The organism is Mesorhizobium sp. LMG17149, from assembly GCF_024518695.1.
Taxonomy (GTDB): domain Bacteria; phylum Pseudomonadota; class Alphaproteobacteria; order Rhizobiales; family Rhizobiaceae; genus Mesorhizobium.
Map to the genome: position 1 here is coordinate 191,056 of NZ_JANIFL010000011.1, position 26,041 is coordinate 217,096.

Annotated in this window: 28 protein-coding genes; 19 read left to right on the forward strand and 9 right to left on the reverse strand. The window is 63.1% G+C overall.

The genetic code is table 11. The features are described from left to right. Nucleotides 1-200 precede the first annotated feature (200 nt). Nucleotides 201-1,610: a 3-isopropylmalate dehydratase large subunit gene (gene leuC, locus NP945_RS24780; protein ID WP_127267368.1), complete on the forward strand. Its 1,410-nt coding sequence runs from the start codon at nt 201-203 to the stop codon at nt 1,608-1,610. Between the two features lie 39 nt (nt 1,611-1,649). Here leuC and NP945_RS24785 read toward each other — a convergent pair whose 3' ends face one another. Continuing rightward, nucleotides 1,650-1,967, reverse strand: coding sequence for a hypothetical protein (locus NP945_RS24785; RefSeq protein WP_127267369.1), 318 nt, complete (start codon nt 1,965-1,967; stop codon nt 1,650-1,652). Between the two features lie 160 nt (nt 1,968-2,127). Between NP945_RS24785 and NP945_RS24790 the strand changes: the two genes are divergently transcribed. Further along, nucleotides 2,128-3,324: a diguanylate cyclase gene (locus NP945_RS24790; RefSeq protein ID WP_256747805.1), complete on the forward strand. Its 1,197-nt coding sequence runs from the start codon at nt 2,128-2,130 to the stop codon at nt 3,322-3,324. A 75-nt stretch (nt 3,325-3,399) separates the two neighbouring features. Then, a complete protein-coding gene (locus NP945_RS24795; protein ID WP_256747806.1) occupies nt 3,400-4,617 on the forward strand; it encodes a diguanylate cyclase in 1,218 nt (405 codons plus the stop codon). 61 nt (nt 4,618-4,678) lie between these two features. Here the strand turns inward: NP945_RS24795 and NP945_RS24800 are convergent, their stop codons facing one another. After that, complete coding sequence (locus NP945_RS24800) at nt 4,679-5,041, reverse strand: hypothetical protein (protein ID WP_256747807.1); 363 nt, start codon at nt 5,039-5,041, stop codon at nt 4,679-4,681. A gap of 263 nt (nt 5,042-5,304) precedes the next feature. On the opposite strand from NP945_RS24800, the gene NP945_RS24805 reads away from it, so the two are divergent. From NP945_RS24805 to NP945_RS24830, 6 genes are all read left to right on the forward strand, one after another. Continuing rightward, nucleotides 5,305-5,733 carry a hypothetical protein gene (locus NP945_RS24805; RefSeq protein WP_256747808.1) on the forward strand — a complete coding sequence of 143 codons (429 nt, stop codon included), beginning with the start codon at nt 5,305-5,307 and terminating at the stop codon, nt 5,731-5,733. Between the two features lie 260 nt (nt 5,734-5,993). Further along, nucleotides 5,994-6,413 (forward strand): succinate dehydrogenase, cytochrome b556 subunit, encoded by a 420-nt coding sequence (gene sdhC / locus NP945_RS24810; RefSeq protein WP_032900823.1) that lies wholly within the window; start codon nt 5,994-5,996, stop codon nt 6,411-6,413. 2 nt (nt 6,414-6,415) lie between these two features. Beyond that, the gene (gene sdhD, locus NP945_RS24815; protein ID WP_127330207.1) at nt 6,416-6,811 is read left to right on the forward strand and encodes a succinate dehydrogenase, hydrophobic membrane anchor protein; all 396 of its coding nucleotides are present in this window, start codon (nt 6,416-6,418) and stop codon (nt 6,809-6,811) included. A 1-nt stretch (nt 6,812) separates the two neighbouring features. Beyond that, nucleotides 6,813-8,648, forward strand: coding sequence for a succinate dehydrogenase flavoprotein subunit (gene sdhA / locus NP945_RS24820; RefSeq protein ID WP_127322425.1), 1,836 nt, complete (start codon nt 6,813-6,815; stop codon nt 8,646-8,648). 9 nt (nt 8,649-8,657) lie between these two features. Next, nucleotides 8,658-9,437 (forward strand): succinate dehydrogenase iron-sulfur subunit, encoded by a 780-nt coding sequence (locus tag NP945_RS24825; protein WP_256747809.1) that lies wholly within the window; start codon nt 8,658-8,660, stop codon nt 9,435-9,437. Nucleotides 9,438-9,674: 237 nt separating this feature from the next. Next, nucleotides 9,675-10,304, forward strand: a complete 630-nt coding sequence (locus tag NP945_RS24830) for a YceH family protein (RefSeq protein ID WP_127322671.1) — start codon at nt 9,675-9,677, stop codon at nt 10,302-10,304. A gap of 51 nt (nt 10,305-10,355) precedes the next feature. On the opposite strand, the gene NP945_RS24835 is transcribed toward NP945_RS24830, so the two are convergent. Continuing rightward, on the reverse strand, nt 10,356-10,781 hold the full coding sequence (locus NP945_RS24835; protein ID WP_127322672.1) for an OsmC family protein: 426 nt from the start codon (nt 10,779-10,781) through the stop codon (nt 10,356-10,358). Between the two features lie 227 nt (nt 10,782-11,008). Here NP945_RS24835 and NP945_RS24840 point away from each other — a divergent pair, with 227 nt between their 5' ends. From NP945_RS24840 to NP945_RS24850, 3 genes are all read left to right on the forward strand, one after another. Beyond that, entirely contained in the window at nt 11,009-11,239 is a 231-nt protein-coding gene (locus NP945_RS24840; RefSeq protein ID WP_256747810.1) for a hypothetical protein, read from the forward strand. Then, nucleotides 11,236-11,592 carry a YciI family protein gene (locus NP945_RS24845; RefSeq protein WP_128363319.1) on the forward strand — a complete coding sequence of 119 codons (357 nt, stop codon included), beginning with the start codon at nt 11,236-11,238 and terminating at the stop codon, nt 11,590-11,592. Before NP945_RS24840 ends, NP945_RS24845 begins: the two co-directional genes overlap by 4 nt. Before the next feature lie 139 nt (nt 11,593-11,731). Continuing rightward, the gene (locus NP945_RS24850) at nt 11,732-12,259 is read left to right on the forward strand and encodes a hypothetical protein (RefSeq protein WP_127270047.1); all 528 of its coding nucleotides are present in this window, start codon (nt 11,732-11,734) and stop codon (nt 12,257-12,259) included. Between the two features lie 158 nt (nt 12,260-12,417). Here the strand turns inward: NP945_RS24850 and NP945_RS24855 are convergent, their stop codons facing one another. Beyond that, the gene (locus NP945_RS24855) at nt 12,418-13,695 is read right to left on the reverse strand and encodes a ubiquinone biosynthesis hydroxylase (protein WP_189367505.1); all 1,278 of its coding nucleotides are present in this window, start codon (nt 13,693-13,695) and stop codon (nt 12,418-12,420) included. Nucleotides 13,696-13,793: 98 nt separating this feature from the next. On the opposite strand from NP945_RS24855, the gene tesB reads away from it, so the two are divergent. The 4 genes from tesB (at nt 13,794) to NP945_RS24875 (ending at nt 17,208) form a co-directional block, all read left to right on the forward strand. Further along, nucleotides 13,794-14,669: an acyl-CoA thioesterase II gene (tesB, locus tag NP945_RS24860; protein ID WP_256747811.1), complete on the forward strand. Its 876-nt coding sequence runs from the start codon at nt 13,794-13,796 to the stop codon at nt 14,667-14,669. Between the two features lie 217 nt (nt 14,670-14,886). Beyond that, the gene (locus NP945_RS24865; RefSeq protein WP_013892292.1) at nt 14,887-15,225 is read left to right on the forward strand and encodes a P-II family nitrogen regulator; all 339 of its coding nucleotides are present in this window, start codon (nt 14,887-14,889) and stop codon (nt 15,223-15,225) included. A 31-nt stretch (nt 15,226-15,256) separates the two neighbouring features. Beyond that, entirely contained in the window at nt 15,257-16,678 is a 1,422-nt protein-coding gene (locus tag NP945_RS24870; RefSeq protein ID WP_127267327.1) for an ammonium transporter, read from the forward strand. A 254-nt stretch (nt 16,679-16,932) separates the two neighbouring features. Then, entirely contained in the window at nt 16,933-17,208 is a 276-nt protein-coding gene (locus tag NP945_RS24875; RefSeq protein WP_127267328.1) for a hypothetical protein, read from the forward strand. Nucleotides 17,209-17,296: 88 nt separating this feature from the next. Here the strand turns inward: NP945_RS24875 and NP945_RS24880 are convergent, their stop codons facing one another. After that, nucleotides 17,297-17,668: a hypothetical protein gene (locus NP945_RS24880; protein ID WP_127319580.1), complete on the reverse strand. Its 372-nt coding sequence runs from the start codon at nt 17,666-17,668 to the stop codon at nt 17,297-17,299. A 204-nt stretch (nt 17,669-17,872) separates the two neighbouring features. Here NP945_RS24880 and NP945_RS24885 point away from each other — a divergent pair, with 204 nt between their 5' ends. The 3 genes from NP945_RS24885 (at nt 17,873) to NP945_RS24895 (ending at nt 22,355) form a co-directional block, all read left to right on the forward strand. Then, the gene (locus tag NP945_RS24885) at nt 17,873-20,542 is read left to right on the forward strand and encodes a DNA translocase FtsK (RefSeq protein WP_127267330.1); all 2,670 of its coding nucleotides are present in this window, start codon (nt 17,873-17,875) and stop codon (nt 20,540-20,542) included. 151 nt (nt 20,543-20,693) lie between these two features. Further along, complete coding sequence (locus NP945_RS24890; protein ID WP_127267333.1) at nt 20,694-21,377, forward strand: outer-membrane lipoprotein carrier protein LolA; 684 nt, start codon at nt 20,694-20,696, stop codon at nt 21,375-21,377. Nucleotides 21,378-21,548: 171 nt separating this feature from the next. After that, the gene (locus NP945_RS24895; RefSeq protein ID WP_127267331.1) at nt 21,549-22,355 is read left to right on the forward strand and encodes an exodeoxyribonuclease III; all 807 of its coding nucleotides are present in this window, start codon (nt 21,549-21,551) and stop codon (nt 22,353-22,355) included. A 130-nt stretch (nt 22,356-22,485) separates the two neighbouring features. Here NP945_RS24895 and NP945_RS24900 read toward each other — a convergent pair whose 3' ends face one another. The 4 genes from NP945_RS24900 to NP945_RS24915 form a co-directional block, all read right to left on the reverse strand. Continuing rightward, nucleotides 22,486-23,160 carry a hypothetical protein gene (locus tag NP945_RS24900; protein ID WP_256747812.1) on the reverse strand — a complete coding sequence of 225 codons (675 nt, stop codon included), beginning with the start codon at nt 23,158-23,160 and terminating at the stop codon, nt 22,486-22,488. Between the two features lie 241 nt (nt 23,161-23,401). Then, entirely contained in the window at nt 23,402-24,469 is a 1,068-nt protein-coding gene (locus NP945_RS24905; RefSeq protein WP_256747813.1) for a glycosyltransferase family 9 protein, read from the reverse strand. Between the two features lie 254 nt (nt 24,470-24,723). Continuing rightward, nucleotides 24,724-25,179: a cyclic nucleotide-binding domain-containing protein gene (locus NP945_RS24910; protein WP_023811239.1), complete on the reverse strand. Its 456-nt coding sequence runs from the start codon at nt 25,177-25,179 to the stop codon at nt 24,724-24,726. Nucleotides 25,180-25,298: 119 nt separating this feature from the next. After that, nucleotides 25,299-25,982 (reverse strand): response regulator transcription factor, encoded by a 684-nt coding sequence (locus NP945_RS24915; protein ID WP_013528898.1) that lies wholly within the window; start codon nt 25,980-25,982, stop codon nt 25,299-25,301. Nucleotides 25,983-26,041 lie beyond the last annotated feature (59 nt).

The window sequence follows — 26,041 nt, forward strand, 5'->3', positions numbered from 1 at the left end:
CATGGAAGAGCTTTTTGGCGATCCGGCCTACAAGGGGTTCGTGCTGCAGGACAGGAAACGCCTGCCGTCGCGTTTTTCCGCGCGCGTGTCCGGGGCGCTGACCAGCCGACTACCCTAGGCCGACCTGTTCGGGTCCCTTTCGCCGGGCCTGAGGTCCGGTACCTGCTCTTTCCCATTCTCATATCGACGGATTTACGCACATGAGCGCACCGCGCACCCTCTACGACAAGATTTTCGACGACCATGTCGTCGATCGCCAGGACGACGGCACCTGCCTGCTCTACATCGACCGCCACCTGGTCCATGAAGTGACCAGCCCGCAGGCCTTCGAAGGCCTGCGCATGACCGGCCGTAAAGTCCGGCATCCGGAAAAGACGCTGGCCGTGGTCGATCACAATGTCTCGACCTCGCCCGAGCGCAAGTTCGGCATCAAGAACGAGGAAAGCCGCATCCAGGTCGAGGCGCTGGCCAAGAACGCCAGGGATTTCGGCGTTGAATATTATTCCGAGAACGATATCCGCCAGGGTATCGTCCACATCATCGGACCCGAGCAGGGCTTTACTCTGCCCGGCATGACCATCGTCTGCGGCGACAGCCACACCTCGACGCATGGCGCTTTCGGCGCGCTGGCGCATGGCATCGGCACGTCCGAGGTCGAGCATGTGCTGGCGACGCAGACGCTGATCCAGCGCAAGGCCAAGAACATGCTGGTGCGTGTCGACGGCCAGTTGCCGGAGGGCGTCACCGCCAAGGACATCATCCTCGCCATCATCGGCGAGATCGGCACCGCCGGCGGCACCGGCTATGTCATCGAATACGCCGGCGAAGCGATCCGTGCGCTGTCGATGGAAGGCCGCATGACGATCTGCAACATGTCGATCGAAGGCGGCGCGCGCGCCGGCCTGATCGCCGCCGACGAGACGACCTTCGCCTATGTCAAGGACAAGCCGCGCGCGCCGAAGGGCGCGTCCTGGGATGCGGCACTCGAATATTGGAAGACGCTGCAGTCCGACGAAGGCGCGCATTTCGACAAGGTGATCGTGCTCGACGCGGCCAAGCTGCCGCCGATCGTCTCCTGGGGCTCCTCGCCCGAGGATGTCGTGTCGGTGCAGGGCATCGTGCCGAACCCGGACGACATCGCCGATGAAAACAAGCGCACCTCCAAGCAGCGCGCGCTCGACTATATGGGTCTGACGCCGGGCACCAAGATCACCGACATCACGCTCGACCGCGTCTTCATCGGTTCGTGCACCAACGGCCGCATCGAGGATCTGCGCGCCGTCGCCAAGGTGGTCGAAGGCAAGACGGTCAGCCCGCATGTCGATGCGATGATTGTGCCCGGCTCCGGCCTGGTCAAGGAACAGGCGGAAGCCGAAGGTCTCGACAAGATCTTTGTCGCCGCCGGCTTCGACTGGCGCGAGCCGGGCTGCTCGATGTGCCTTGCCATGAACGACGACCGGCTAAAGCCGCATGAACGCTGCGCCTCGACCTCGAACCGCAATTTCGAGGGCCGGCAAGGCTTCAAGGGCCGCACCCATCTCGTGTCGCCGGCGATGGCGGCCGCGGCGGCGATCGCCGGCCACTTCGTCGACATCCGCGAGTGGAAGTAACCCGGATTTGAACAGAACCCGAGCCGCGCCCGGCTCGGGTCAGCTCTTTCCGTCGCGGCGGACGAGCTCGTGGAACTCCTCGCGGCGTCCCGGCTGTTCGGCCGCGACCACAAGCGCAAGCTGTTGTTCCTCGAAGAGCTTGAACCATTCGTCCCATTCGACGAGTTCATAGCCTCCCGCATTGAGCGGCCGTTCAGGCTGGTCCTGATCCTGATAGGCGTGCTGGCCGAAGACCAGCCTCAACATGGGCTGCGTCCCCGCTTCCGGCGATATGTCGACGATTGCGGGAAAGCCGGCGCGCCCGGCAGCCCATGAGCGGATCGCATCGTGGTCGGTCAGTGTGATTGTGTCGGCCATGGGTCGCTCCAGATTGTGAACGGAGGAACGCTGACTGGGGACTGCGGTTCCGTGACATTATTTTGAGACGGCGGTCCTGCTTATCGCTTTCGCTTAACCGCTTGTTTGGGCTTGCCCTCTAAGCTCTTCCCTGACGTAAGCCAGGGGAAGTCACAGTCGGTTGGACACGGGTCTGCTCATTGCGCTGCTCAACCCGACGATCGCGCTGGCGCTCGGCGCGGCGTTCCTTGTGCTATGGTCCTATCAGCGCCACCGCCCCTATCTGGCCGTTTTGGCGATCAGCTACAGTCTCTCGGCGGCTGGCTTCCTGCTGCAGTATTTCACCTTGCCCATCGGGATGCCGCTGACCAAGCTTACGTCGAACATCTGCTTCACCATCGCCGCGTGCTGCCTGGCCAGCGCTGTCATCCACCGCTATGGCCGCAAGGTGCCCTATGTGGGGATCGCCCTGCTGGCCGGCGGCGGCCTGGCGTCGTTGTGCTGGTTCCTGTTCGTCGCGCCGGATCTCACCTGGCGCATCCTGGCGATGAATTTCGCATTCGGCGGCATCAGCCTTCTGGTTGCTGCCGAACTGCGCCCGGTGCGCAACAACGGCCCGACCGAAAAAATCCTGTTCGTGCTGTCGCTGCTGTCGGGCGTCAATTTCTTCGTGCGCACCCTTGCCGTCGTCATCGCGCATGGGTCCTTCGCCAGCTATGACGGGTTCTATGGCTCGTCCTACTGGACGACGGCGCTGCTGTCGCACGCGCTGCTCTCGCTGCTCATCGCGCTGTGCCTGTTTTCCGCCGCGGCACTCGACGTGTTGAAGGCATTGAAGACCGAGACCTATACCGACCCCCTGTCGGGCCTGCTCAACCGGCGTGGCTTCGAGGAACGCGGCATGCTGCTCTTGCAGCACTGCGCCTCGGCCCGGTTCCCGGTCGCGCTGGTGCTGGCTGACCTCGATCACTTCAAGGCGCTCAACGATGTGCATGGACATGGCGCGGGCGATCGGGTGATCGCCGACTTCGCCGCCAAGCTTCGGTCGGCGGCCGGCGCGCGCGGTGTTGCCGGGCGTATCGGCGGCGAGGAATTCGCGGTGCTGCTGCCACTCAGCGATCTTGCCGCGGCCCGGCTGTTCGCCGAGGCGGTGCGCACCGTCTATTCGGCCGGCCATGTCGACGGACTTCCCCAGGGAACGAGGGTGACGGCAAGCTTCGGCGTGGCGGCCCGCAGCGGGGGCGAGGCGCTGGAGCCGCTGATGCGCCGTGCCGACGATGCGCTCTACAAAGCCAAGAAGAACGGCCGCGACAGTGTACGCCTGTCCTATGAGCGGCCGGAAACGGCGTTCCTGCCGGAGCGGTTCAAGACCGGCTGAATCTGCCCGGACGGGACAGCGTTAACGTCTTCTTCGCCCGTCGATGATTAGCTGTCGGCGCGGGTGCGGGAGAACATGAGCGGCGCTAACTTCATCCTGTTGATCAATCTGTCGGTTGCCGGCCTGCTGGCGGCATCCTTCATGGCGGTCGCCTTCCATGATGTCGGCCGCGCGCCGGCGCGCTGGCTGGCATTTGGCTATCTGCTGGGCATGGCCTATTCGGCCATCGAATTCTCCATTCCCGCTTTCTCCGACGCGCGGCTCCCGGTCGTGGCCGCCTTCGCGGTTTTCCTTGCCGCCACCATTGCGTTCAATGGCGGGCTTGCCCGCAAATACGGCGTGGCACTGCCCTGGAAGCCGATGCTGTTGTTCCTGTTGACCACCACCATAGCTGTGTATTTCGTGCAAGATCTGCCCCGCCAGTCGCTGATCCGCATCATGGCTTACCAGCTTCCCTATGCGGTCATGCAGTTTGTCGGGCTGGCCATTGTCTGGTCATCGAGGCAAATGCTTGCCCGTCTCGATCGCATGTTGATGGCCGTGCTGGCGGCGAGCGGTCTGCAGTTTGCCTCCAAACCGTTCATCGCGCATGCGCTTGGTGGCTGGGGCGCCAATCCGCAGGCCTACCTGCAAAGCAACTACGCGCTGGTGTCGCAATCGCTCGGCACTGTCTTTGCGCTGGCGCTGGCGCTGCTGATGCTGGCCATCCTGGTTCGCGACGTGCTTGCCGAAGTGACGTCGAAGTCGGAGACGGACACGCTTTCGCGCCTGCTCAACCGCGGCGGCTTCACCCGGCATGCCGAGCTGGCGGTGCTTGGCGCGATGCGGCAAGGCGTGCCGGTCGCGCTGGTCATCGCCGATCTCGATCATTTCAAGAGCGTCAACGACAGTTTCGGCCATGCGTCAGGCGACCGGGTGATCGAGACTTTTGCAGGCTTCCTGCGCGAAGCTGCAGCCGCGCATCACGTTGCCGGCCGGATTGGCGGCGAGGAGTTCGCCATCATCCTGCCGGGAACCAACCTTGCCGCGGCGCGGCTGTTCGCCGAGGGCACGCGCAGCGCCTTTGGCGGGCTGCCCATCGACGGGCTGCCGGCGGACAACCGCTGCACCGCGAGCTTCGGCGTCGCCGAACTTCATCCAAGCGAAGATTTTGCCGATCTGATGCGGCGCGCCGACCAGGCGCTCTATCAGGCGAAGAATGCCGGGCGCGATTGCGTGCGCGTCTCCGCCGGACCTGCCGGCAACTGGTCGTCAGCCGGAATGGAAGCCAGAGCAATTTCAGGAAAAGTGTGAAACGGTTTTCCCGGGAAAGCGCATAGCGCTTTCCCTTGGGAATTGCGTCCAAACAAAGTGTCTAGCGGCAGGGGCTGAGCTCGGGCATCTCGCCGTCGGAGAGACCGTACATATAGGAGCGGCCCTTCACCAGCGCCGGCGGCCGGTAGCAATCGCTGTATCCGCTGATTTCGTCGGCTTCGTTCTCGTAGATCACCTTGGGCTGGCCGCCGCTGGTGTAGTCGGATAGCTGCTTGGCCAGCTTGCCTTCGCCGACGATGATGCGCTTGTAGCCGGCGGCGCTGTCGATAACGAGATTGCCGAAGGAATCCGCGTAGACGCGATCCTGATGCCGGGCGCCTGCGAGCGCGGGCACTGCAAGGCCAACGACCGATGCCGCTACGATGAGCGCCGCAAGGCGCGATCTGCCTGAATTCGAACGCATGGCGTCCTCCGTGTCCTGAGGGAAAGCCTCCTCGAATCAGAAATTAACGTTTTCTTAACCTTTGTTAAGAGGCCGGCGCGTTTGGCGGCGATGTCTCGGTAAACATGGTTAATATCCGTTAATATCCGACTGGATGGAAAACCTGGTGGTCATCATTCGGCCATGCTTGGCCGCACCATCGCGGCTGGTGTCCGTCTCGGCGTCGGGATGACCTTGATCTTGGCAAAGCATCGCGGCTGGTTTGCCGCGCGGGAGGACAGCATATGGCGCTACGCCGGGCAATTTGGGCGTCCGTTTTCCCGTTGCTCGGGGTCGTCGCTGGCTGTGTGCCACAGGACGGCGCGCCGAAGGCGGCCAATATCGTCGTCGTCTCACCTGCGCCGGCTCAGCAGTCCGTCGCAGCCGCGGCGCCTCCGGCAGCTGCAGCCAAGATCATCACCGACCTTACCGCGCCGCGATCCGGCATAGGCACGGCCACTTACAGATGCGGCAACAACGGTATGATCTCCATCCAAAATCTAGGCACGTCGTTGCGTGTGGTCGGGTCCGATGGCGCGACCGAGGAGTTTGCGGCGTCGCCCGCCAACCAGAGCAGCCGCTACCAGGCGGCCACGCATGACGCAATCGTGATCGACGGACGCGAGGCGCTGGTGATGAAGAAGGGGTCGACGCCGCAGACCTGCAAACGCTAGCGCTAATCTCAACACCGCTGGGCCCTTGGGCCAGACATGTTGCACTGCAGCGATATCGAGCCGGCTTCGGGCCTCCCGGCCTAATCGATTGAAGCCTAAGCCGGCCTTTTAGTCAGACTAAATTACGTTTTCGAAACGGTTTTCTGGCTTTGACGCGGTGCAAAAAGAGCATTAGAAACCGGCTGTCCGAAGTCGCAACCGGAAGCGGCAATGCCGCATTTCCACCTGAGGCTCCAGAGAGACGCCGAACTGGGGGAGCCATGAGCAAATCACCAGCCACCCGCGAATTTGCCAGACGTGAACGGCCGATTTCGCCGCACCTCACCGTGTACCGGCCGCCGATCACCATGACGATGTCGATCATTCACCGCATCACCGGTGGCGCGCTGTATTTCGGCACGCTGCTGGTCGCCCTGTGGCTGATGGCGGCGGCAAGCTCGCAGGCGACCTTCGATTGGGCCAATTGGGCCTTCGGCACCTGGCTCGGCCGGCTCATCCTGTTCGGCTACACCTGGGCGCTGATGCACCATATGCTGGGTGGCGTGCGCCATCTGGTCTGGGACACCGGCGCCGGCCTCGAGAAGCATACCGCCTCGAAGATCGCCTGGGCGACGCTGGCCGGCTCGATCCTGCTCACGCTGCTGATCTGGATCGCCGGCTATATGGCGCGGGGAGCCTGACCATGAGCGGCAAAAACACCGACATGCGCACGCCGCTGGCGAAGGTCCGCGGCCTCGGCTCCGCCCGCGAGGGCACCGGGCATTTCTGGCGCCAGCGCCTGACCGCGATCGCCAACATCCCGCTGATCCTGTTCTTCGTCGGCTTCCTGATCGCGCTCAACGGCGCCGACTACGCACATGTGCGGGCAGCTCTTGCCAACCCGTTCGTCGCGCTGGTGATGGCCCTGGTGCTTATTTCCGGGCTTACCCATATGCGGCTCGGCATGCAGGTGATCATCGAGGATTACGTGCATGGCGAAGGCATGAAGCTGGCGCTGATCGCGCTCAATACATTTTTCACCATAGCGGTCGGCGTCGCCTCGATCTTCGCCCTGCTCAAGCTGGCATTCGGAGGCTGAGTTGGCCAAGGACGCGAAACAAGCCAACACGGCAGGCTATACCTTTGTCGACCACAAGTTCGACGTGGTGGTCGTCGGCGCCGGCGGCGCCGGCCTGCGCGCCACGCTCGGCATGGCCGAACAGGGCCTGCGCACCGCCTGCATCAGCAAGGTGTTCCCGACCCGCTCGCACACGGTGGCGGCGCAAGGCGGCATTGCCGCCTCGCTGTCCAACATGGGTCCCGATTCCTGGCAGTGGCACATGTACGACACCGTCAAGGGCTCGGACTGGCTGGGCGATGTCGACGCCATGGAATATCTGGTGCGCGAAGCGCCGGCCGCGGTCTACGAGCTCGAACATTACGGCGTGCCGTTTTCGCGCACCGAAGAGGGCAAGATCTACCAGCGGCCGTTCGGCGGCCACATGATGAACTATGGCGAAGGCCCGCCGGTGCAGCGCACCTGTGCCGCCGCCGACCGCACCGGCCATGCCATCCTGCACACGCTTTACGGCCAGTCGCTGAAGAACAACGCGCAGTTCTTCATCGAGTATTTCGCGCTCGACCTGATCATGGAGCCGGACGGCACCTGCACCGGCGTTCTTGCCTGGAACCTGGATGACGGCACCATCCACCGCTTCTCGGCCAAGATGGTGGTGCTGGCGACCGGCGGCTATGGACGCACCTATTTTTCGGCCACCTCGGCGCACACCTGCACCGGCGACGGCGGCGGCATGGCCGCGCGTGCCGGCTTTCCGCTGCAGGACATGGAGTTCGTGCAATTCCACCCGACCGGCATCTATGGCGCCGGCTGCCTGATCACCGAGGGTGCGCGCGGCGAGGGTGGCTATCTCGTCAATTCCGAGGGTGAGCGCTTCATGGAGCGCTATGCGCCGTCCGCCAAGGACCTTGCCTCGCGCGACGTCGTCTCGCGCTGCATGACGCTGGAAATCCGTGAAGGTCGCGGCGTCGGCAAGAACAAGGACCACATCTTCCTGCATCTCGACCATCTCGATCCCGCCGTCCTGCATGAGCGGCTGCCGGGCATTTCGGAATCGGCCAAGATCTTTGCCGGTGTCGACCTCACCAAGGAGCCGATTCCGGTGCTGCCCACGGTCCACTACAATATGGGCGGCGTGCCGACCAATTACTGGGGCGAGGTGCTCAATCCGACGGCGCTCAATCCAGACCAGGTGTCGCCCGGATTGATGGCTGTCGGCGAAGCCGGCTGCGCCTCAGTGCATGGTGCCAATCGGCTCGGTTCGAATTCGCTGATCGATCTTGTGGTGTTCGGCCGCGCGGCCGCGATCCGCGCCGGCCAGGTCATCGACCGCAAGTCGGCGATCCCTTCGCCCAACGAAGCCTCGGTCGAAAAGATCATGGACCGCTTCGACCGGCTGCGCCACGCCAATGGCTCGACGCCGACGGCCAGCTTGCGTGAAAAGATGCAGAAGGCGATGCAGGAAGACGCGGCCGTATTCCGCACGCAGGAGTCCCTCGAAAGCGGCTGCAAGCGCGTTTCGCAGATCTGGGGCGAGTTGAAGGACATCAAAGTGTCCGACCGCTCGATGATCTGGAACTCCGATCTGGTCGAGACGCTGGAGCTGGAAAACCTGATGGCCAATGCCATCACCACGGTCTACAGCGCCGAGGCGCGCAAGGAGAGCCGCGGCGCACACGCACGCGAGGACTTTTCGGCGCGCGACGACGCTGTCTGGCGCAAGCACACGCTGGCCAGGCTCAGCGAAGACGGCAAGGTGACGCTCTCCTACCGGCCGGTGCACACCGAGCCGCAGCTGGCTGAAAAGGACGGCGGCATCAGCCTCGCCAAGATCGCGCCCAAGGCCCGGGTGTATTGAGGATCGAACATGGTTGAACTCACGCTCCCCAAGAACTCGAAGATCCAGCAGGGCAAGACCTGGCCGAAGCCGGAGGGCGCCACCAATCTGCGGGAATACCGCATCTACCGCTGGTCGCCGGACGATGACGAGAACCCGCGCATCGACACCTATTTCGTCGACATGGACGATTGCGGGCCGATGGTGCTCGACGCGCTGCTGTGGATCAAGAACAGGATCGACCCGACGCTGACCTTGCGGCGTTCCTGCCGCGAAGGCATTTGCGGCTCCTGCGCCATGAACATCGACGGTTCCAACACGCTCGCCTGCACCAAGGGCTGCGACGACATTTCCGGCGCGGTAAAAGTCTACCCGCTGCCGCATATGCAGGTGGTCAAGGATCTTGTGCCCGACCTCACCAATTTCTATGCCCAGCATGCCTCGATCCAGCCTTGGCTGAAGACGGTGTCGCCGGAGCCGGCCAAGGAGTGGCTGCAGAGCCATGAGGACCGCGAGAAACTCGACGGGCTCTACGAATGCATATTGTGCGCCTGCTGCTCGACCTCGTGCCCGAGCTACTGGTGGAACGGCGACCGCTATCTCGGCCCGGCAACGCTCTTGCAGGCCTATCGCTGGCTGATCGATAGCCGCGACGAGGCCACCGGTGAGCGGCTCGACAACCTCGAAGACCCGTTCCGGCTCTATCGCTGCCACACCATCATGAACTGCGCGCAGACCTGCCCGAAAGGCCTCAACCCGGCCAAGGCGATCGCCGAGATCAAGAAGATGATGGTGGAGAGAAGGGTTTAGGCGGAGCGGATTTGCTGCAAACCTCTGATGTAGCGATCCGTAGCGCCCCCCTCTGTCCTGCCGGACATCTCCCCCACGGGTGGGGAGATTGGCTGTCATTGCGGCTTTCGCCAATCTCTTAGGGTTGAAGGACGACGCGCGCTCGGCGAAGCTGCCGATCTCTCCCCACGTGGGGGAGATGTCCGGCAGGACAGAGGGGGGCGCTGTCCCGCCGGCCTCAGAAAGGATTTTAGTCCAATGAGCGATGACCTTCCCATCCTCTCTCCCATCGAAGCCCGCATTCTCGGCTGCCTGATCGAGAAGAAGGAGCTGACGCCGGATGTCTATCCGCTGACGCTCAACGCGGCACTGGCCGCCGCCAACCAGAAGACGGCGCGCGAGCCGGTGATGGCGCTGGAGCAGACCGAGGTGCACCGGGGGCTGAAGCTGCTCGAACAAAAGGGGCTGGTGCGGCAGATGTTCGGTTCGCGTGTCGAACGCTATGAGCACCAGATGGCGCAGCGCTTCTCGCTGACCACGCCGCAGACCGCTTTGATCGGCCTGCTGTTGCTGCGCGGGCCGCAGACGGCCCATGAACTGCTGGCGCGGGGCGAGCGCATGGCGCGGTTCCCGTCGATCGAAGATCTGCGCGCCGAACTCGACATGCTGATCGGCCGTCGGCCGCCACTCATCCAGGAAATCCCGCGCGGACCAGGCCAGCGCGAGGACCGCTACGTTCATCTCCTCAGCGGCCCGGTGGACGTTGCCGCCCTTTCGGTGCAGCGCAGTGCATCGGCCCTGCCTGCTTCCGACCTGGAGGCGCGGTTGGAGGCATTGGAGCAGGAAGTCGCCGCACTGCGCGCTCGCCTGGACGCGCTGGGAGCATAGGCCGGCGCGCGCCTGGGCGCTCGCGCCGGGTCTTACACGGATGCAGCGCTTTCAGCCGAGCCGGGCATCAAGCGATACGTTTATGGCGCCGAGCGCCTTCGAGACCGGGCATCCGGCCTTGGCCTTCTCGGCCAGCTCCGTGAATTTCGCCGCATCGATGCCGGGCACCTTGCCGACCACGGTGAGTGCGCTGCCGGTGATCCCGGTGCCTGGAACCAGCGTCACCACGGCCTTGGCGTCGAGTTCGGTGGCAGGCGTGCCGTTCTCGGCCAGGAAATGCGAGAACTGCATGGCAAAGCAGCCCGCATGCGCCGCGGCGATCAGTTCTTCCGGGTTGGTGCCGGATTTGCCGCTCTCGTCCTCGAAGCGCGCCTTGAACGAATAGGGCGTGCCCTTCAAGGTTCCGCTCTGGGTGTCGAGCGTGCCCGTGCCCTCTTTCAGATTGCCTTTCCAGACGGCGTTTGCGGTGCGGTCCATGAATTCCTCCTTGGTTGTCGTGGTTGGGGTTCGTTGTCGAGGCCGAGCCGGCGTCCGGTCAACTATAGCGCGCTCGGACGCGAAGGCCACTGCGCTCTTTGAACCACCGCACCGTGCCGGCACCGGTGGCCAGATTTTTCCGAAAATGCCGGTTCAGAAATGTCGACTTTGATCTGCTTCGCCCGTCCTGCGGATGGCCACGGATTTGTGGCCGGATGGAGGTTCACATGGACAATATGTTTTTGGCATCGTGGAAAGGTGCAGGCGGCGGAGCCGGGCGACGAGAAGAAGACTTCTGGCTGCATCCGCCGGCGTCCGGCTTTGGCCGGCTTCTGGCGGCGGTTGCCATCATCGGCATCGCGGCATGCCTTCTCGATCACGCGGCGGCGGTCAGTGGCAACACCGATGCGCTCGTCGGCGCATCCTATGGTTCACAGCGGCAAGGGGGCTGGAAATGAAATATGTCTGCCTGGTTTATGGTGAGGAAAAGGATCTTCATGCGCTGGCCCCGGCAAGGTCGGCCAAGCTCGACGCCGATTCGCTGGCCTATGACCGGGCGCTGGAGGAGAGCGGCCTGCTGATCGTCGCGCAGGCGCTGCAATCGGTGAAAACAGCCAAAACCGTGCGGCGGCGTCAGGGCAAGCGGCTGGTTATCGACGGGCCGTTCGCCGAGACCAAGGAGCAATTGCTTGGTTTCGTCATGATCGAGGCCGGAGATCTCGAAGCGGCGCTGGACATTGCCGCTGGTATTCCACTGGCCGAACTCGGCACGATCGAGGTCCGGGCCATCTACGACATACCGGGGTCATAGAGCCCTGCCAGCGTTGTGGCTGCTTCGAAAACCAGAGCGTCGGGCTGAGCGTTCGGGCTTCGGTTCCGTGCGCAACTTTTGCGTGTTGAAGCAAGGCGAGAGTTCTCCTATCGTCGCCGGGGTTCTTGGGGATTTCGACATGCCTTTCCTGATTGCTATCCTTGGCGTGATGGGCGCGGCGGCGTTCTGGTGGTACCGGATGAAGGCCATGAACGAGGCCGCGCGTGACGTTGCCGATGTCATTGGCCGGGTTCAGGGCTCGGTACGCCGCAAGAAGCTGCGCAAGCAGGCGGCGCTGTCGCCGCTGACGGCGATCGATGATCCAGTCGTAGCGGCGGCTACGCTGATCACATCAATCGTCTCCGAGGATGGGCCCATCCTGCCGCAGCGCGAGGCCGTCATCCGCGCGGTGATTTCCGAGATCGCCGACAAGAAGAAGACCGACGAGGCGGTGATCTATGCCAAATGGGCGGCGGCGCAAGTCGACGACGCCACCGTTGTCATCGACAAGCTGGCGCCGTTTCTACGCGAACGTCTCGATGTCGCCGAGCGAAACGATCTGCTGCAGATGGTCAACCGCGCCGCCCAGGGCGGCGAGAAACGCATCGAAATATCCGACCAGAGGATATTGCGGCTGCGGCAAAAGCTGGGTTTTGAGGTCAACTAGGGTGTGCTGATATTCAGGTGAGCCCGGCCTGCAAATGGCAGCTTCCTGCGCTTCCGGTGCTCACGTACCCAAATGTACGCTCCGCTCCGGTTCTCGGAATCCGCCATTTTCGGCTCGGCCTGACCTGAATCTCAACACACCCCTGCCATGGCGGCGGGTCAGATCGCCTCGCCCTTCAACAATCGCGGCGTGCTGGCGGACAGTCCCGACGCCTGCCGAATAAAAAAATCCTTCAGGCGCGGCATGCGTTCGACGAGACCGAGGCCGATGTCGCGGACGGTGCGCAGCGGGCCGATATCGTTGGAAAACAGCCGGTTCAGCGCGTCCGTGGTGACACCCATCTGCACCGTGTCGAAGCGGCGCCACTGCTGGTAGCGCTCGAGCACGTCGAGCGCGCCGATGTCCCGGCCGAGCCGGTCGGCCTCGACGATCACCTCGGCAAGGGCCGCGACATCCTTGAAGCCGAGATTGAGGCCCTGGCCGGCGATCGGGTGGATGCCGTGGGCGGCATCGCCGGCGAGCGCGATGCGGGGTGCGACGAAGGCGCGCGCAATGGTCAGGCCGAGCGGCCAGGCGCGCGGCTTGTCGGCAACGCGGATCTCGCCAAGCTTCAGGCCAAAGCGCTGTTCGAGTTCGTGTTCGAAGAGGAGATCGTCACCGGCCACCAGCTTCTCGGCGTCGGGCGTACGCTCGACCCAGACGATCGACGATCGGTTGGTGCCGTCCTCGCCGGGCTTGAGCGGCAATGTGGCGAAGGGGCCGGCCGGCAGGAAATGCTCTTCGGCGCGACCATTATGCGGGCGTTCATGCGCCACGGTGCAGACGATGCCCGACTGGCCATATTCCCACTTCACCGTCTTGATGCCGGCCATGTCGCGCAGCTTCGAGTTGACGCCGTCGGCGGCGACCAGCAACCGGGCCTTCAGGGTCGCGCCGTCGGCAAGGTGAACGGTGATGCCGGCGCCGTTGGTCTCGAACCCCTGCACGGCGACGCCTTCGATGATGTCGATGCCGAGCTTTTCGGCGCTGGCCCGCAAGGCGCCGTTCAGCACCCTGTTGGCGACCATATGCGCAAAGGGCTCGCCCGGCGCCACTTCGCCGTCGAAGGTCAGGAAGACCGGACGCACCGGATCGGCGGTGCGCGAATCGGTGATGATCATCTCGGTGATCGCCTGCGCCTGGGGCACGATCTCGGCCCACACGCCGAGCTGGTCGAGCATGCGGCAGGCGGCGGCGGCGATGGCCGAGGCGCGGCCGTCCCTCTGCCAGGCGCCAGCAGGTGCGGCATCGACGAGAGCGATGGCGAGACCCGGCCGCGCCTGCTTCAGCGACACGGCGGCGGCCAGGCCGACATAGCCGGCGCCGGCGACCAGGACATCGAGCCCAGATCTTGTTTTCGCGTTTGGCCCGGTTTTCGTGTCCGCCTTGCGTTCCATCATCTTCGCTCCTGCGCGCCGGCCGGGTCCTGCACCCTTGACTGCCTGTCCGTCCTGTCGGAAACCGCCATAACACTTCTGCGGCGAGGGCGCGAAATATGACGGCAGCCATGGACGAGCTTCTCGGCATTCTCGACCTCGAGAAGCTGGAACACAATCTGTATCGTGGTCGCAGCCCCTTGCTCGACTGGCAGCGCGTGTTCGGCGGCCAGACCATCGCCCAGGCGCTGGTGGCGGCGCAGCGGACAGTGGATCCCGATCGGCACGTGCATTCGCTGCACGGCTATTTCATGCGGCCCGGCGACACCAAGGTGCCGATCGTCTATGAGGTCGACCGTATTCGCGACGGCGGCTCCTTCACCACGCGGCGCGTGGTGGCGGTCCAGCACGGCCAGGCGATCTTTTCGCTCGAAGCCTCGTTCCAGCAGGACGAGGTCGGTCTCGAGCACCAGGTGCCGATGCCGCAGGACGTTCCGGGGCCGGACACATTGCTGTCGCAACGCGAATTGCTGGGCAAATTCGGCGAGGCGGTGCCCGATGGCATCAAACGCTACTGGGAGCGCGACCGGCCGATCGAGATGAAGCCGGTGATGCTGAAGCATTACACCAGCCGCGAAAAGCTGGAGCCGAAGCAGAATATCTGGATCCGCACCACCGGTCCGGTGCCGGCGGACCGCGCCATCCAGGCGGCGGTGCTCGCCTATCTCTCCGACATGACGCTGCTCGACACATCGACCTTTGCGCATGGCCGCGCCATTTTCGATCGCGATATCCAGGCGGCGAGCATTGACCACGCCATGTGGTTCCATCGCAGCCATGCGCTCGACGACTGGATGCTCTACACGCAGGACAGCCCGTCGACACAGGGGTCGCGCGGCTTTACACGCGGGTCGCTGTTTGCCCGCGACGGCACGCTGATCGCCTCGGTTGCGCAGGAAGGGCTGATCCGGCTCAAGCGATCGCCTGCAGAGTAGGCATTTTTCAAAAATTGCCTAAGTTTTAGGCAGATGCACCGCTGCAGCTGTGGGCAGGTTGCGTCGGTGTGCTCTCTAATCTCTTTGTTTACAACGGGTTAACACCCTGCTTCGGCACTTGGCACGGAGCTTGAATCCTCGTGGGCACTCTCCGGCTTTTTAGGATCGGTGAAGGTGTGCAAACGCGGGGGACCGCAACAGCGAAGGGTGAAACCTTATGAAAATTGTGATGGCAATCATCAAGCCGTTCAAGCTCGACGAGGTACGCGAAGCGCTTACCGCCGTCGGCATCCAGGGCCTGACCGTCACCGAAGTCAAAGGCTACGGGCGTCAGAAAGGGCATACGGAAATCTATCGCGGGGCGGAATACGCGGTCAGCTTCCTGCCGAAGATCAAGATCGAAGTCGCCGTCAGTTCCGACATGGTGGACAAGGCTGTCGAAGCCATCACCGCCGCCGCCAAGACCGGCCAGATCGGCGACGGAAAGATCTTCGTTTTCGGCATCGATCAGGCGGTGCGCATCCGCACCGGCGAAACAGACACCGACGCGCTCTGAGCGGCGATCACGTATTCCAATGGAGAGTTCAATGAATATTCCTTCCACCTTGAAGTCAGCGGCGCGCTCCGCGCTGCTCGGCTCGTTCGCGCTCGGAGCATTGGGCACGGTCGCCGCATTCGCGCAGGAAGCGGCTCCCGCCGCGGCCGCAGCAGCGCCAGCTTTCACCGTCGACAAGGGCGACACCACGTGGATGATGGTTTCCACCGTTCTGGTGCTGTTGATGACGGTTCCCGGTCTTGCGCTTTTCTACGGCGGCCTGGTTCGCAGCAAGAACATGCTGTCAGTGCTGATGCAGGTCTTCACCATCACCAGCGTGGTCATGATCATCTGGGTTTTCTACGGCTACAGCCTCGCCTTCACCCCGGGCAACGCCTTCGTCGGCGGCCTTTCCAAGATGTTTCTCTCCGGCGTCGATGTGACGACCCTGTCGGAAACCTTTACCAAGGGTGTCGCCATTCCTGAACTGGTGTTCGTCGTCTTCCAGATGACCTTCGCCTGCATCACGCCGGCCCTGATCGTCGGCGCCTTCGCCGAACGCGTCAAATTCTCCGCTTTGATCCTTTTCGTCATCCTCTGGGTCACTTTCATCTACTTCCCGATCGCTCATATGGTCTGGTTCTGGGGCGGCCCGAGCGCTTATAGCGATCCGACGGGCCTCATCTTCAGCTTCGGCGCCATCGACTTCGCCGGCGGCACGGTCGTTCACATCAATGCGGGCATTGCCGGCCTCGTTGGCGCGCTCATGATCGGCAAGCGCAGCGGCTACAAGAAGGATCTCATGGCGCCGCACTCGATGACGCTGACCATGGTCGGTGCTTCGCTGCTGTGGGTCGGCTGGTTTGGCTTCAACGCCGGTTCGAATCTTGAAGCGAACGCCTATGCGGTGCTGGCCATGATCAATACCTTCGTCGCCACGGCGGCGGCGGCGGTCACCTGGATCGTGCTTGAATCGCTGCTGCGCGGCAAAGCCTCCATGCTTGGTGCCGTTTCGGGTGCGGTGACCGGCCTCGTCGCCGTCACGCCCGCTGCCGGCTTTGCCGGCCCGATGGGCGCCATCGTGCTCGGCATCGTCGCCACCTTCGTCTGCTACTTCTTCGTCTCGGTGGTGAAGAACACGTTCGACTACGACGACAGCCTTGATGTCTTCGGCGTCCACTGCATCGGCGGCATCATCGGCGCGCTCGGCACAGGCATCCTGGTCAACCCTGCCCTCGGTGGCGCCGGCATTGTCGATTATTCGACGGCCGACTTTGCTGCCGGCTATGCCGGCACGGCCACCCAGCTCCTGGCGCAAGCCAAGGGTGTCCTGGTGACCCTGCTGTGGTCGGGTATCGGCAGCGCCATCCTCTACAAGATCGTCGACCTGATCATCGGCCTGCGTCCGACAGCCGACGCAGAGCGCGAAGGCCTCGACCTCACCTCGCATGGCGAAGCGGCCTACCACTCGTAAGCCCGTGCGGGACGGCATTGGCCGCCCCGCAATTCCTATCCCGTCGTGATGCTCCCGAAAGGAGTTCACGCATTGAGGCCCGGATCGCATCCGGGCCTCTTTTTTTGGCAAGTCATTCCGGCAATGCCCGTCTTGGCGCAATCACGTTCGTGTGATCAGGTTTTTTGAGGAAACAACGACCGCTCTGGTTTCGAACTGGGGGGACGATCGTCGTTCTGACGCTCGTGCCAAACAACAGGGAAGGAAACCATTTCATGAACCTCAAGAATATCTGCCTTGGAGCGCTCGCTCTTTCCATGGTCAGCGGCTTTGCATTTGCCGGCGCTCTGGATGAGCCCGACAACATGGCGCCGTTCTTCACGGATTCCGGCATGAAGACCATGAAGCCGATGGCGGATTTCAAGACCGCTTTCATGGCCATGCCGATGGAAAAGCAGGAAGCGATGAAGAAGGAATGCCAGGATGCGGCGATGAGCAAGCCGTATGCGGAATTCTGCGCCAATGTGCAGGCGCTCGGCGGCGCCAACTGATTTGTCCGGTCGGGCCGAGGCCCGATCTTTGTTCCAAACGACCAATGGCGGGCCCGGCAGTCCGCCATTGTTTCGGCAGGCGGCAGCTCTATCCGCCGGCGCCGTCGTCCATCATGGTGTTCGTCAGCGCTTCATACGCGCTGCTGCATGTCCTGGAATGCGGGCAATTCCTGACGATCAGCACAGGCGCCACTGTCAGGACCGCGGCGATCAAAACCCGCAGGCCGAGGCCTCGCACTGCAAATCCCTTGCCGAAAAGACCTCTGAACAGAAAATACAGGCCTTGTCCGAGGCAGGCTGTGGCGAGGATGTGCAGCAGCGGACCGGTCGCTCTGGCGAAGGGCGTCACATAGCCGTCCGGGAAGCCCACCATGCCGAGTTCGACGAACCAGTGCAAAGCGAGCAGCAAACTGAGCCCTGCCCAGGCCAGTGCCGCCACGCGAAGGAAGACGGGTTGCATGCCTCTACCCAAATTGGCGACCCCCCTTCGCCCACACTCGGCGCCATTCTTCGAGCAGCAAGCGGCTCAACCAGTGGTAACGAGGTTTGATCATCTCAACCTCTTATAGTTAATGCGCCCTTAACCTTCCCACCGATAGTCTGAGGCCCGAATCTGCCGGAATGCGCCACGCACCCGGCAAGTCCATGACAGACGGGGAAGAGCATGCGTTCAGGGGCTTCAGCACCGCTTGCGCTGGCCGATACGGGGCACGGCATCCAGGCGTTCGCGCGGCGTCAGGTCGGGCGGCTGGTCGGCGTCGGCCTGTTCGCGCTGGCCGCCTTTGGCGTTGCCAGCCTTGCCACCTGGAATGTCGCCGATCCGAGTTTTTCCCACGCGACGAACAACACCGTCACCAATGCCATGGGCTATGCGGGTGCCGTGTTCTCCGACCTGGCCATGCAGTTCTTCGGCCTCGCCGCCGTCGCGGCCCTGGTTCCGACGGTCATCTGGGGCTTCCTGCTGTTTTCCGCGCGCGGCGTCGACAGGCTGCCCAAGCGCGGGCTGTCCTGGTTCGGCTTCGCGCTGCTGGCCGCGGCGATGGTCGGCTGCGTTGTGCCGCCCAAGACCTGGCCGCTGCCCACCGGCCTCGGCGGTGTGTTTGGCGACATGGTGCTGAAGATCCCCGGCGTCGTCATCGGCGGCTATCCGACCGGGCTGATCGCCAGCATCATCGCCATCCTGCTGGCCGCACCCGCGCTGTGGCTCTTTGCCCATGGTTCGGCGCTGATCGGTCGCAAGAACGGCTTCGCCGTGATGGAGGACGAGCCCGCCGCCGATCCGCGCGAGGACGACCTTTTGTTCGACAATGACGAGGACGAAGGCGACGAGGGTATCCTGGCGCTCGGCGCCATCACCCATTGGTGGCTGTCGCTGCGCGCGTGGATGCACCGCCGTGCCTTGCGCCGCAGGCAGGAGCGGGACGAGTACGAGCCGGAGATGGAGCAGCGCTCCACAGCCTGGCGGCGCGCCGCCGAACGGGTCGAATCGGCGGAGTTCGCCGAGCAGCGGATGAGCCAGGATGGCCGCGCCCGCGTCGAGCCCGAATTCTTCGCCGCCATGGTCAATGACCGCAGCGCCTCGCTCGACCCCGACGATGCCGACATCTTCGACGACCGCTTCGACAATGCGGGCGAGGATGCCGATTTCGACGATGAGCCTGTCGTGCAACGCCGCGGCGCGCCGACCGCCAAGGTGCAGCCGTTCCGCTCCGACGCAGCCACCCGCGTCGAGGCGCCGGCGGCGCGCCCCGTGCCCGGCGCCCGCGTCCAGCGCGAGGCGCAGACATCGCTGATCGGCTCGGAAAAGTTCGAAATGCCGTCGCTGCACTTCCTCTCCGAACCGAAGAACGTGGTGCGCGACGCCAGCCTGTCCAAGGACGCGCTGGAACAGAACGCCCGCCTGCTCGAGGGCGTGCTGGAGGACTTCGGCGTCAAGGGCGAGATCATCGCCGTCCGTCCCGGTCCGGTGGTCACACTCTATGAGCTCGAACCGGCGCCCGGCATCAAATCGTCACGCGTCATCGGCCTGTCCGACGACATTGCGCGCTCGATGAGCGCCATCGCCTGCCGCGTCGCCGTGGTGCCCGGCCGCAACGCCATCGGCATCGAACTGCCGAACGCCAAGCGCGAGACCGTATATCTGCGCGAGATTCTGGCCAGCCGCGATTTCGAGACGACGAAGGCCAAGCTGGCGCTGGCGCTGGGCAAGACCATCAATGGCGAGGCGGTCATCGTCGACATCGCCAAGATGCCGCACGTGCTTGTCGCCGGCACCACCGGCTCGGGCAAGTCGGTCGCCATCAACACCATGATCCTGTCGCTGCTCTACCGGCTGAAGCCGGAAGAATGTCGGCTGATCATGATCGATCCGAAAATGTTGGAACTCTCGGTCTATGACGGCATCCCGCATCTGCTCACGCCCGTCGTCACCGATCCGAAGAAGGCCGTGGTGGCGCTGAAATGGACCGTGCGCGAGATGGAGGACCGCTACCGCAAGATGTCCAAGGTCGGCGTGCGCAACATCGACGGCTTCAACGCCCGCGTCAGCCAGGCGGACAAGAAGGGCGAGAAGATCTCGCGCACCGTGCAGACCGGCTTCGACCGCCAGACCGGCGAGGCGATCTACGAGACCGAGAACCTCGATCTCGAGCCGATGCCCTATATCGTCGTCATCATCGACGAGATGGCCGACCTGATGATGGTCGCCGGCAAGGACATCGAAGGTGCCGTGCAGCGCCTGGCGCAGATGGCGCGCGCCGCCGGCATCCATGTCATCATGGCAACGCAGCGGCCGTCGGTCGACGTCATCACCGGCACCATCAAAGCCAATTTCCCGACCCGCATCTCCTTCCAGGTGACGTCGAAGATCGACAGCCGCACCATTCTGGGCGAGCAGGGCGCCGAGCAGCTGCTCGGCATGGGCGACATGCTCTACATGGCCGGCGGCGGCCGCATCCAGCGCGTGCACGGCCCGTTCGTCGCCGACGAAGAGGTCGAGAAGATCGTTGCGCATCTGAAGCTGCAGGGCGTGCCGGAATATCTCGACGCCATCACCGAGGATGATGGCGAGGACGACGACGAGCCGTCGGGCAAGGGTGGGTCCGGTGGCGGCAACAGCAATTTCGAGGATTCCGACGATCCCTACGATCAGGCGGTCTCCGTGGTGCTGCGCGATGGCAAGGCCTCGACCAGCTATATCCAGCGCCGGCTGGGCATCGGCTATAACCGCGCCGCCTCGATCATCGAGAAGATGGAAAAGGAAGGTATCGTCGGCCCGGCCAACCATGCCGGCAAGCGCGAGATCCTGGTGCCGACCGAAGAGGACAAGTTCTGACCACAAAGCCTGACCCTTGTGACATCCCGGTCCGGCAACCTTGAACCTTTCAAGGCGTTGAAGCGACCAAGGGACGTCTGACCCGCCAAATTTCAGCCTAACTGGGGGTCCAAGCACAGAACAACTCAGGAATCAGATGAGAGTGACCGACATGAAAAACGATCTTTCAGCGCTCAGCACATTTGCTCCATCCCGGCGTCAGTTGCTGGGCCTCGGCCTGGCGTTTGCGGGGGCGGCAGCCTTCAACGCGGTGCCCGGCTTCCAGGTGCTGGCTTCGGCGCAGGCGGCTGTGCCGACCGCTGCGCAGAAGATCGCCGACCACTTTTCCTCGGTCAAATCGATGAGCGGCGAATTCGTGCAGTTCGGCCCCAAGGGCGAGCAGACCGGCGGCAAGTTCTTCCTCGAACGGCCAGGCAAGATCCGCTTCAACTACGACGGCTCTTCAAACTTCCGGGTGATTTCAGACGGCCAGTCGGTGGTCATCCTGAACAAGAGGCTCAACACGTCCGATCTCTATCCGCTGTCGAAGACACCCTTGAAGCTGCTGCTCGACAACAGGATCGATCTCTCCGGCGACCGCGTCAAAAGCGTCAAGCAGGAGGATGACCTCACCACCATCCAGCTCGCCGACAAATCGGTGTTCGGCAATTCGAAGATCACCATGATGTTCGATCCGAAAACCTTCGACTTGCGGCAGTGGACGATCACCGACGCGCAGGGCAAGGACACGACGGTGATGATCTTCAACACCAAGGAAGGCGTCAGCTTCGCGCCGGATACTTTCGCCATCGACTACACGGCGAACCGCGAACTCAACACCAACAAGGCGCGCTAGGCCAATCGCACCAATAGCTGTGGAAAGCGCCGGGTCACGCCTCAGCGGGCGTGGCCCGGCTTGTCTTTGCGGCTTGCGGCTGGCAGTTTCCCGGACTGACTCCGTCGAAAGGCGTCTTCCCCCGCCAGGGCCCATCGGTTCTGGCCGGTCGCACGCTGTCCTGGATTGCCAATGCCCTTTTCCATCGCCACCTGGAACATCAACTCCGTTCGCCTGCGCATGCCGATCGTCGAGCGCCTGCTCGTCGAGCATGCGCCCGACGTGCTGTGCCTGCAGGAAACCAAGGTTCCCGACGAACTGTTCCCCGAAAAGGCTTTCCGCAAGCTCGGCTACGAGCACATCGCCTTCCATGGCCAGAAGGGCTACCACGGCGTAGCAACCGTGGCTCGGCGGCCGATCGAGGTGGTCGAAAAGCGACGCTTTTGCGAAATCGAGGATAGCCGGCACCTCTCGGTGACGGTGCGGGCCGGCGGCAAGGCGATCCTGCTCCACAATTTCTACGTTCCGGCGGGCGGCGACGAACCGGATCCTGTCATCAACAGGAAGTTCAAGCACAAGCTCGACTTCGTCGCCGAGATGAATGCCATCCGGGCAGAACATGACGAGGTGTCCGGCTCGGTGCTGGTCGGCGACCTCAACATCGCCCCGCTCGAACATGACGTCTGGTCGCACAAGCAATTGCTCAACGTGGTCAGCCACACGCCGATCGAGACGGAAAATTTCGAGGCGATGCGCCGCGCCGGCGACTGGGTCGACCTGATGCGGCTCAACGTGCCGCATGAGCAGAAGCTCTACACCTGGTGGAGCTATCGCGCGCAGGATTGGGAGCTGTCCAATCGCGGCCGTCGTCTCGACCACGTCTGGTCGTCGCCAAACCTGGTGCCCAGCTTTTCCGGCTACGAGATCCTGCGTCCGGCGCGCGGCTGGGAGCGCCCGTCGGACCATGTGCCTGTCATCGCGCGGTTCGATCTGGACTAGAGCAATTCTAGGAAAAGTGTGAAGCGGTTTTCCGTCTAGAATTGCGTCAAAACAAAGAGTTAGAGCAGCTCGCCGTTTCCGTGAAACGGTGAAATGCTCTAGTCTGGTCGAAAATGCCCGCGTGCGGCAGTCAGTCGGCAGAGGTGGAGTCGGCTGGATCCACCCACGGACGGCCCAATCGTGTCACCATCGCCGCGTACCCAACGGCACCTGCCGCCCAAAGGAAGATGCCAAGCTCTTTGACGACGTCTTCGGCGATGGCTGCCGCAGAACCAGGGGTGGGAAACAGATCTCCGATCTGGTCGATGGATGCCGACAGCGCGAGCAGGAAGCCTGCGGCCACAAAGACGATCGTGCCGTCGAATGTCTTCCGTCGCAGCCGAAAGAACCAGAACAACCCGGTGGCGGCGTAGACAATCATCGCAACGATCTCTGGTATCGCAACCATGGGGAGCACGTCCTCATGGATCAACAACAGGTCATCGAGCCCCAGGAACAGGGTAAGGCCGCCGAGAAACGTGCAATCCCATCGATGCGTGAGCAGGCCGGCAAACAGGGTCACCGCGCCGGAGCCGATCCACAGTGAAGCACCCAGGGACGAAATCCACCCTGTATAGAAGCCGACTTCGGCGACCGCAGATGGATCTCGATAAAAGATCCAAGCGTCCAGACCACGAATCTGCGCAACGAACAGAGCGGCTAAGAGCATCGCGACGTTAATCGCCGTCGCCGCCAGTATGACCAAGCGCCAGGCTATCGTCCATTCGCCGCCATGCTTGGTGTTCAGCGCGTTGTTCTCTGGCATTTGCTATTCTCATTGAGGACTGAGAGGAACTCCATTGGAACCAAAATGCGACAGCCGCCAGATCTGCCGCCGAGACTCCGTCTGCATGTGCCGGTGGTCACCAGGGTTGCAGCGCTTCGCCCCACCGAACCCATTGTACCATGGCGTCGATGTTCAGGTGAGGCTGGCCTGCAAATGGCCGACCTGAATCTCAACGCGCTTCGAAGCGCGACCAAATGAATTCAAGTTCAAACGGCGCGCTTCAAGTCTTCATGCATGTCGTTGTCGCGAATTGCTGGGCTGACAGGCCAGCGAGATCCGGCAGATGGGGATGGTCGCGGCGGCGCGTCGCCAGCATCCGTTGCGCCGCTTCGATGATTGTCGGCGCAGGCACATTGGCGACCAGGCCGGTCGGACTGGCATGGCGGGATTCGATCACGTCCACGCAGTTCGAAAGCGGCCTCCAACGGGCCATGTTGGCGCCGCCACTGAGGATAACCATCGGCGTCATCACGGTTGCCATGAGATGTGCGGTACCGCCTTCGGCGCCGATGTAAAGATCGGCAAACTCGCCGAGCGCCAGCAAGACGTCACCGATATCGACACCTCCGATCGCGGCGGAATCGACAAGCCGCAGCTTCGGCACGCGCTGAGCCAGTTCAGCCATATCGGGACCATCGCCTGGGGTTTTCACATAGAGAAGGTTCGCCCCGTCGGCGATCAGGCTGTCGGCGATCGCGGCAACCTGATCCGCCGACATGCGCTTGCTGGCGCTGCCGTGCGCAGCGATAATGATCAACGGAGCCTGCTTGCCGTCCGCAAGGCTCCTGGCCGCCGCTCGCGCGGCCGGGCCCGGCTCCAGCCGATGATCGAAAGGCAGCCGCTTGCCGGCAAGGCGTTCGATGAGGCGGTGGTAGCGCCAGGCATTGTGCCCGGGTCGTGCTTCAGGCCTTTGGCCCAGGCGCCAGGAAAGGGCGAAAGCCGGAAAGTTTGCCTCATAGGCGATGCCGCGGCCGAGCAGTGATGCCGAGGCTTGAAGCAGCCAACGCGCCGAGATGCGGAAATCGACAACGGCCAATCGCCCCTTGCCCTTGCGGTGATCGGCGACCAGGCGCGCCAGCGGCGTGCGCACATTGATCGCATCGACCAAATGGCCGGCATGGCGATTGAGGCTATGTTCAAGGGACGACGACCGGGTGGTTCCGTAGACGATGAAACTATCGGGGAATGCCGTTCTGGCGGCGCGCAAAGCCGGAATCCGGATCAATCCGTCGCCGAACGCGTCATTGCGGGAATACAAGATAATCGTCTCGTACCGCCCTGACGGCATGGCTCGCTCCCCCCAGGAGCCTGGTGGTGATGGCGCCTGCTGTGCCGGCCGCCTTCGGGGTGCTTTAGGATTTCACCTCGGGCCTGTCAACGGACCCTTGCCCCTGGATCCGGGCGTCCGGATGAACGAACCTTGGCGATTCCCGCTTCGGTCGCAGTGCGCCACGATCAGTTCATCGCGGCCAATGTCGTTGAAAAGCGCTGCCGCGCTTCCGCCTTTGGCCGCGAAACAACAGCTTCGCAGGCGGGCAGCCTTCAGCCGGAGAAGCGCGGCGCCAGTTCCTCGATGCGGCGGATCATCGCCTGAAATTCCTCCGAAATGCGCTGGTGGAGCTTGACCGCGATCTCGGGATATTCCTCCAGGATGCGGCGGAACATCTTGCGGCTGAGCCGCATCACTTCCGAATCGATCTCGGCCGAGGCGCTGGTCAACCGGTTGGTGTCGGCGATCAACGCCAGTTCGCTCAGGATCGTGCCGGGGCCTGCCGTGCCAATCGGAATGCGTTCACCACCCTGCTCCCGGTAGAGCACGATGCGCCCACTGACGACGATATAGGCGGAATCGGCCTCGTCGTCCTCGCGATAAAGCTTGTGGTTGGCAATCAGCCTGGTGTTCTCGGCGCCAAAGGCGAGCAGGCGCAATTGTTCCTGCGTGAAGCCCTCGAAGAGCCTCACGGCGGACAGGACGCGGATGTCGTCATCCAGCGCCATCTAGCTATGTCCCCGAACCGACAGTCCGACTCCTCCTCTGCGAGTTCGATCCAAACCACCCTCCACTGGATCGTACCCGAAAGCGGCCCCGCCCGACCGCTCATTGGATAATGAAATGTTTAAGGAACCAGCTTGTAGCCGCCGCTTTCTGTCACAAGAATTTCCGCATTGGAAGGATCGCGCTCGATCTTCTGGCGCAGCCGGTAGACATGGGTTTCCAGCGTGTGCGTGGTGACACCGGAATTGTAGCCCCATACTTCCTCGAGCAGCACGTCGCGCGTCACCACCTTCTGGTCGGCGCGATAAAGATATTTGATGATCGAGGCTTCCTTCTCCGTCAGCCGCACCTTGCCGCCGCGCGGGTCGAGCAGCAGTTTCTGGCTGGGCTTGAAAGTATAAGGCCCGACCGAGAAGGTGGCGTCCTCGCTCTGCTCATGCTGGCGCAGCTGCGCCCGAATGCGTGCCAGCAGCACGGCAAAGCGGAACGGCTTCGTCACATAGTCGTTGGCGCCGGCTTCGAGACCGAGAATCGTATCCGAATCGGTGTCGTGGCCGGTCAGCATGATGATGGGCGCCTTGTAGCCGCCCTTGCGCAGGATCTTCACCGCTTCGCGGCCATCCATGTCGGGCAGCCCGACGTCCATGATGAGCAGATCGATGAGGCCGCCGCGCGCTGCGGCGACACCTTTTGCCGCAGTCGATTCCTGCAGCACGTCGAATTCCTCGTAAAGGGATAATTGCTCGACCAGTGTGCCGCGCAGGTCGTCATCGTCGTCGACGATCAGTATGGTGCGTGAAGTCATGGATCAATCCGTTGTTTTGAAAAGAAAATTCAGTTGACCGCTGCCTGTTTATGCGGAAG